Origin of the sequence: Saccharothrix sp., assembly GCF_031180885.1 — a bacterium.
Lineage (GTDB): Bacteria > Actinomycetota > Actinomycetes > Mycobacteriales > Pseudonocardiaceae > Actinosynnema.
On record NZ_JAPSLK010000113.1, the window covers coordinates 1 to 6,705 of the forward strand.

The 6,705-nt window shown below is 67.9% G+C and carries 5 protein-coding genes and 1 pseudogene; 1 reads left to right on the forward strand and 5 read right to left on the reverse strand.

The window, feature by feature from the left end:
- The 4 genes from RIN75_RS43620 to RIN75_RS43635 form a co-directional block, all read right to left on the reverse strand.
- On the reverse strand, positions 1-575 hold a 575-nt coding region (locus RIN75_RS43620), incomplete at its 3' end, for an SMI1/KNR4 family protein (protein WP_309117993.1).
- 111 nt (positions 576-686) lie between these two features.
- Positions 687-2,993, reverse strand: coding sequence for a NucA/NucB deoxyribonuclease domain-containing protein (locus RIN75_RS43625; RefSeq protein WP_309117994.1), 2,307 nt, complete (start codon positions 2,991-2,993; stop codon positions 687-689).
- A 630-nt stretch (positions 2,994-3,623) separates the two neighbouring features.
- Positions 3,624-4,538: an IS3 family transposase gene (locus tag RIN75_RS43630; RefSeq protein WP_309117995.1), complete on the reverse strand. Its 915-nt coding sequence runs from the start codon at positions 4,536-4,538 to the stop codon at positions 3,624-3,626.
- On the reverse strand, positions 4,538-4,879 hold the full coding sequence (locus RIN75_RS43635) for a transposase (protein WP_309117996.1): 342 nt from the start codon (positions 4,877-4,879) through the stop codon (positions 4,538-4,540). Before RIN75_RS43635 ends, RIN75_RS43630 begins: the two co-directional genes overlap by 1 nt.
- Before the next feature lie 128 nt (positions 4,880-5,007).
- Between RIN75_RS43635 and RIN75_RS43640 the strand changes: the two genes are divergently transcribed.
- Entirely contained in the window at positions 5,008-6,468 is a 1,461-nt protein-coding gene (locus RIN75_RS43640) for a substrate-binding domain-containing protein (RefSeq protein ID WP_309117997.1), read from the forward strand.
- Between the two features lie 73 nt (positions 6,469-6,541).
- On the opposite strand, the pseudogene RIN75_RS43645 reads toward RIN75_RS43640, so the two are convergent.
- Positions 6,542-6,705, reverse strand: a pseudogene (locus RIN75_RS43645) (IS256 family transposase); the annotation flags it as partial.

A 6,705-nucleotide genomic window follows, 5' to 3' on the forward strand; every position in this document is an offset into this window, starting at 1 on the left:
CGAAAGCCTTGCGCGCGGGCACGTTCGGTATGCGCTGCCAGCACACCGGTGTGGTGGCGGAAGTCGTTCGCGACCTCCGCCAGCATCTCGGCGACACCGGACCAGAGGGGCCCAGTCTGGCACCCGTCGTCGTTGCGCCATTCCTGGATGCACCCGTGCCAAGCCCCTGGTCGCAGGTCGACCACGAGGTGATCACCCCCGCCATCGGCCGCGATGGGCACGAACGTGTCGAGGAACGCGCCGGACCGGGAGCCGGCCTCGTCCGCAGCGGCGATCCGGTAGGCGTCGGGCGATACCAAACCGGCCATGAGTCGCCGGACTCCCAACGCTTCCCGTACCGGCATCGGTGCGAACCGCGGCGGTAGGAAGTACCCGGCACCGTCAGGCCGTCCAACACCGTCACCCAGCCGCCACCATGCGATCAGCTCGTCGGGCAACCCGCCGGGCACCTCCCGGCCCAGGTTCCGGATGTCGTCCTCCGAGGCAGGCGGCGACAGCACCGCGGCGGTCGTCGGCGCGTGGTCGGCAAGCCACGCGGTGATCAGGTGCCAGGAGGTTTCGACCGGAGGGGTCATGACCCCATTCTGGCGGCCCCGCGCAGATGCGAACGAGCGGGGTGTGTGAACGGTGTCGTTCACACACCCCGCTCCCGGGGGTTCATCGATGTGGATGATCAGGTTCGAGGCTTACTGGATGACGCGGACGTAGAAGGCATCACCGTCGAGGATGCGGTCGTAGGAGTACCACACCCCGAGCCACACGCCGGCTGCGCGGTTGTCGTCGGCCGGGATGGCCTTGACCGAGAAGTTCCGCTGCGGGTTGTAGGTCGAACTGGCGCCTTCATAGGTGGATGCGAACGGGTACTCGTCGCAGTCATAGTCGGGCTGCGGGTATTGACCTGGCGGCAGCTCGTTCTCGCAAGCGCGTACCGCTTCCGTACGGTTGTCACGCCGCCTGTCGTCGTCGAAGTACAGGCGGTGTAGTGGCTTGCCGCTGCCCAGCGCGCCTGGGATCGTCTTGCCCGCCACTACGGGGAACGTGCTTCCCGGCTGCGTCATGGCCTGCTCGTAGTGGGCGCCGGACTGCCTCATCGCGGCGAACTCCGGGGTGTTGACAGGGAAGTTCAGCACCGCGTCGACTTCTGGGAAGATCGCACCCTGCTTCCCGTTGACGGTCAAATATTGGGCCGAATCGAACCTGATCTTGTTCCTCGGCGAGACCACGTCCTCGGTGTGTCCCAGGGGCAAAGCGGCCGTGACCTTGACGGACGCCAGGCCGTAGCCGATCCGGTCGGGGTTCAGCAACGGGTCGGGCTCGGGTTCGCCGCCGACCACGTGCAACCTGACCTCACCCGCCGACATCCATTCGGAGACCGTGCGCACCACCGGGGGTGTGCGGGGATCCGGAGCGCAGTCGGTGGCAGCTACCAGCGGGGTGCACTGCATTTCCACCTTGAGCTGCACCGCGTCGGCGTATTCCAGCGCACCTTCGAAGCCGGTCAGGTAGACGTCGTAGCGTGCCTCGCGGTAGGCGTCCGAACCGTCGCCGATCATCGTGACGAAGAAGTCCAACCGCCTGCCGACGCACACGGGGACGCCGGTCAGCGGGAGGGTGAAGCAGAACGTCTTGAAGTGAATGGCGTTCACGCCGGACCAGCAATAGGAGTAGTGGTTCTTCACCGTACCCCTCTCTTGGAAGAACCACTCCCGCGTGCGGCACTGATCGAAGGTGTAGTGCTCGTACTGGAACGCCGGCGGCGTCCACCCCGCCGCGGTGGGCCGGCTCACCGGGGTCACTCCTTCAGCGAGGTGGCCCGGCCGTCCGTCCTCGGCCCGGACCTCGTTCAACGGGCGCAGCTTCGGCGGCTCCGGTGTCGCTCGACCGTCTGGCGCGTCCTCGTCGGCGGAGGTGATTTCGCTGAACTCGTCGGTGGTGTCGTTGTAGGTGGCGACCCACGACCCGTCGACCAAGCCCGCGCCGGAAAGGTCCTTGCGGCCTGCCAGGGGTGCGCCGCGAGCCGCGAGGTCTTCCCATCCTGGAACTGTCCCGGCCGCGCCGGTCGTCGGGTCGAACCCGAAGCGACCCACCGACACCTTGCCCTGACTGTCGGCGGACAGGATCGTCAGCACGCCGTCCGGGCCGAGGACGACCGCAGGCCGACCGAGCCCAGCGTGGCCACCGACGATCGTCCACGCGCCCCACGTGCCGCCAGGTGCGTTCTGGCGGCGGGTGGCGATCGCGGAGGCCGATGTTCGCACGACCACTTCAAGGCTGCGGTCGCTTCGCGTGATGACCTGTGGTGCGACGTAGTCGAACACGAACCGCGCGTCGCTGAACTGCTCCCAACCCGAGAAGCCCCCGACGCCTTGCCTGTTCTTGAAGACCGTGCCGCCGAGTGACACCGCGACCACTTCCAGCCTGTCGTTCGGGCCGCGCCCGACGCTTAGACCGCCGAAGAAGTCGCTGCCACCCAACGAGCTCCACGACCCCCACGGACCGTCTTTGCTCTGCTGGGAGATGGAGCGAACGGTCCGATCCGTAGCGGTGGCGAAGACCGACAGCGCCTCACCGGCTCCTCGGGTCACCGCAGGTGCGGCGTTGGCCAGGCCACTGCCGCCGAGCGAAACCCAACCGGACCAGCTTCCACCCTTGCTCATCTGTTTGCTGGTCCACACGGCGCCGTCGCTGCTGCGCACGGTGAACACGTGCATCGCTCCGTCGTGGGCCTCGATCGCCACGGTGTTGCTCATCGTCATCTCGGACAGGTAGGGCAATTGCCGGTAGTTGCTGTGTCCGGTGCTCAACCTTCGTGAGTAGTGCTTGATGACGTGACTGTTGAACGAGAAGTACTCGACGGTTTGGTCCGAAGTGGACAGAACGATCGGTGCCGCCGGGCGCGGGGATAGCGGTTGGACCGCAGTAGGGTCAGCTACTGCTTGCCCTCCTCCTACCGGCTGCAGTGCGGTAGCCACAAAGGTCGCGACCACCAGCACAGAACTCCAACGTCTTGCCACGCGCGCAGCAGTGTTCCTGCTGTGTAACAACACAACCCCCCTCGGGTGTGCCAGAACCCCCGCGAAACATCCTTGGGCTTCACACGCGCAGGCATGACCGCCGACCGGGTGATGTGACGCTCCGGACACACGAATCGACCTGTGCCTCACCGCTCGCCGCGAGACCCACGACCGCCTCGGTGAGGCCGCCGCCCATCCCGTTCGAGCACGGCAAGACCGCGCATCGCACCGGCCGCTCGTGACCGGCGCAGTACTTGTGCCTCTGCGAACGTCTCAACGGGCACGATCTCCGGGTGCGCCGGCCGCCGCGACCGCACGATGCGGCCAGTGCTCGACCGGCGGAACCGCGTCGCATTGCCCGCAGCCACGCCATCCGGGTCGAGCCACATCTCCTGCCGAACTGCGTCGGTAACAGGTTCCGAATCTACGGTGGACACCACGCGGCACCGCTATCGTGGGCGCGTGTCGCAGTACGCGCGCGCGGACCGGGGTTCGCTGATCGCCATGGCTGGCCGGGATGTCCACCTGCGCATCGACCAGCGGAACCCTCACCCGCTCGACCGAGGCCTGAGGTTCACCCCGAACGGTGGACAGGGGGGCTTACCAGAATCAGGCAGCTGCTCGGAGTGACTTCTCGTAGTCGTCGGGGCTGATCATCCCGAGCGCGGAGTGCCGCCGCACACTGTTGTAGAACGTGACCCACTTGTCAATCGCGGCAATGAGTTCCGTCTTCGTGGCGTAGACGTGCCGGTAGTAGTGCTCGTGCTTGAACGTCGACCAGAACGACTCGGCGGGGCTGTTGTCCCAGCAGATCCCGGTGGCGCCCATGGAGCGGCGCAGCCCGTGCCGGAAACAGGACTGCGCGGTCAGATTCGCCGTGTACTCGCCGCCGCGGTCGGAATGCAGCACGGTGCCACGACATGCGTCGCCCCGGGTGGCCACGGCGGCCTCGATCGCGGTGGCGACCATCCCGGCGCCGATGTGGTCGGCGACGCTGTAACCGAGCACCCTGCGCGAATGCCCGTCCCGGATCGCGCACAGGAACATCTCGCCCTCGCCGCAGGACAGGTACGTGATGTCGGTGAGCCAGACCGCGTCGGGGCGGCCCTGGTCGAACCGGCGGTCGACCAGATCCGGTGGAAACGACGCGGACGGGTCGACGACCGTCGTGCGCACCTTGAACGTGCGCGGGCTGATGCCCTCGATCCCGATCCCGGCCATGACCCTGGCGACGGTCTTGGCGCTGACCACCTCGCCCCGGTCCCGCAGCTCCGCGGTGATCCGCGGCGATCCGTAGGTCCCGTCGGAGTCCCTGTGCGCCTGGACGATCTTCACCACCAGGTCCGCGCGGCGCTGCTCACGTGGCGTCAACACCGTTGCCGCACAACGCTTCACATAGGCGTAGTAGCCGGAGGCGGACACCTTCAGCAGTCGCGCCATGCGCCGGACCGGGAACCGGTCGCCCTCGGGCACGGCGGCACCGGCCACGCCGGCGATGTCGTCGGGGCCGGCGTACTCGGCCATCAGAGCGAACCGTTGCGGTTCTTCTGCATCGCGGCAAAGTACGCCGAAGCTTTTACCAGGAACGCGTTGTCCTTCTCCAGCTCTGCGACCTGCCGGCGCAACCGCAGCAACTCGGCCCGCTCGGCCGCCTCCAAGGGCTGCTCCCCGTGAACCTCGGCCGCGGCGATCCGGCGCCGCTCGTCCTTGACCCAGACGCTCAACATCCCCGCGTCGATCCCCAACTCGCGGGCGACCTCGCTGATCGTCCGGCCGGAATCGATCACACGATGCGCAGCCTCGACCTTGTACTCAGCCGTGTACGAACGGCGCTTACGAGGAGGCATGAACCATCCTTCCAGCAAGACCTCGGTCCTGCTAACTCGGTGTCCACTGCCCGGGGTGAACCTCAGCCGTCGAAGACCTGGCCGGCGCTGTGCGACGGCAGTGGCTTCACGAAGCCGAAACGCGATCCCTGCTCGGTGCCGGTGCCGTGCGCACCCGGTGGACATCCGCCGGGGACCGGACCCTCGGCGATGCCTGGCGCGAGGTGCCGTCGAAGCAGTTGCTGGTGGTGGGCGACCCAGCGCAAGGCAAGACGTCCGGCGTGCTGTTGCTGACACTCGAACTGCTGGCCCAGCGAAGCGAATCTGATCCGGTGCCCGTGCTGTTGCCCATCTCGTCGTGGAACCCGGCGGAACACTTGCACGCGTGGGCGGCTCGCCGACTGGCCGACGACTACCCCGCACTCACCGACCGCCGGATCTACGGCCCTGACGCCCCGCTACGACTGGTCCTGGACCGCCGGGTGGTTCTCGTGCTCGACGGCCTCGACGAATTGCCCAGTGGACTCCGCCGCTCGGCGGTCGAGGCGCTGAACTACGCGGCGGCCGGTGACTACCCGCTGATCGTGACGTGCCGGCGCGCCGACTTCGAGCAGATCCGGTCCGAGCGCCTGCCACTGCTGCCCCGCGCGATGGTAGTCGCCGCCCTACCAGTCGCTGCCACGACGGCCATCGACGTCGCCGCGCGCACCCGCGAGCAGATCGAGCGGATCGTGGCCAAGAAGGGGTACGAGCGCCCGCGCAAGGCCCCGCAGAAACCGCGCCGCAGCCGCGCCGCCCTGCTCGACCTGGTGATCAACGAACTGGACAGCTCGTGGGCCACCGAGATCCTCACCGGCACCGAGGAGGTGGCCCGCGAGCACGGCATGCACCTGGTACTGACCGCCGTGCACACGGCGCCGACCCCCGGCAAGGGCTGGCTCGAGTCACTGACCGCCCGCGGCACCCGCGGCGTCATCCTGGTCCTGTCCGATCTCAGCGCCCGCCAGCGCACCGAGCTGAACCGGCTGTCCATCCCGTTCGTCATCGTCGACGCACTGGGCCGCCAGGACCCGACCGCGCACTCGGTGGGCGCGACCAACTGGCACGGCGGCTACTCCGCCGTCCAGCACCTGATCTCCCTCGGTCACCGGCGCATCGCGGTGATCGGCGGACCGGAGCAGATGATGTGCACCAAAGCCCGCGTCGCCGGCTACCGCGACGCCCTGGAAGTGGCCGGGATACCGCACGACCCACGTCTGGTCCGCTACGGCGACTTCCGCCACGAGCAGGGCTACCGCCAGACCAAAGCCCTCCTGGCGCTGCCGAACCCACCGACCGGCATCTTCGCCGGCAGCGACCTGCAAGCCCTCGGCGCCTACCAAGCCCTGCACGAACACCACCTGCGCGTGCCCGACGACGTCAGCGTGGTCGGCTTCGACGACCTGCCCTTCGCCCCCTGGACCGCCCCACCCCTGACCACCGTCCGCCAACCATTGCGCGACATGGGCGCCCTGGCCACCCGCATGCTGATCTCCCTGATCCGCGGCGAGAAGCTCACCGCACCCCGCGCCGAACTGGCCACCAACCTCGTCGTGCGCGGCAGCACCGCCCCGGTCCGCTCGCGCTGAGGACGAGCCGGGGTCGGTTCCCGACAGTGGTGGGTGGGGTCTATCTCGTGATCGGTGTGTTCGGCGTTGTTGATCAGTAGGTTTCGGCGTTCGGCCAGCGGTCACCGAACGTGATGGCGAAGGCGTTGAGCACGGGCTTCCAGCGCATCGTCCACCTGGCGCGGCCCGTTCCGGTCGGGTCGAGGCTGCGGGTGACAAGGTACAGACACTTCATCGCGGCCTGCTCGGTCGGGAAAT

What these genes read in the sequence shown, in the direction of transcription:
- RIN75_RS43630 (WP_309117995.1), bottom strand. Translation starts at nt 4,538, where the DNA reads ATGGCCGAGTACGCCGGCCCCGACGACATCGCCGGCGTGGCCGGTGCC.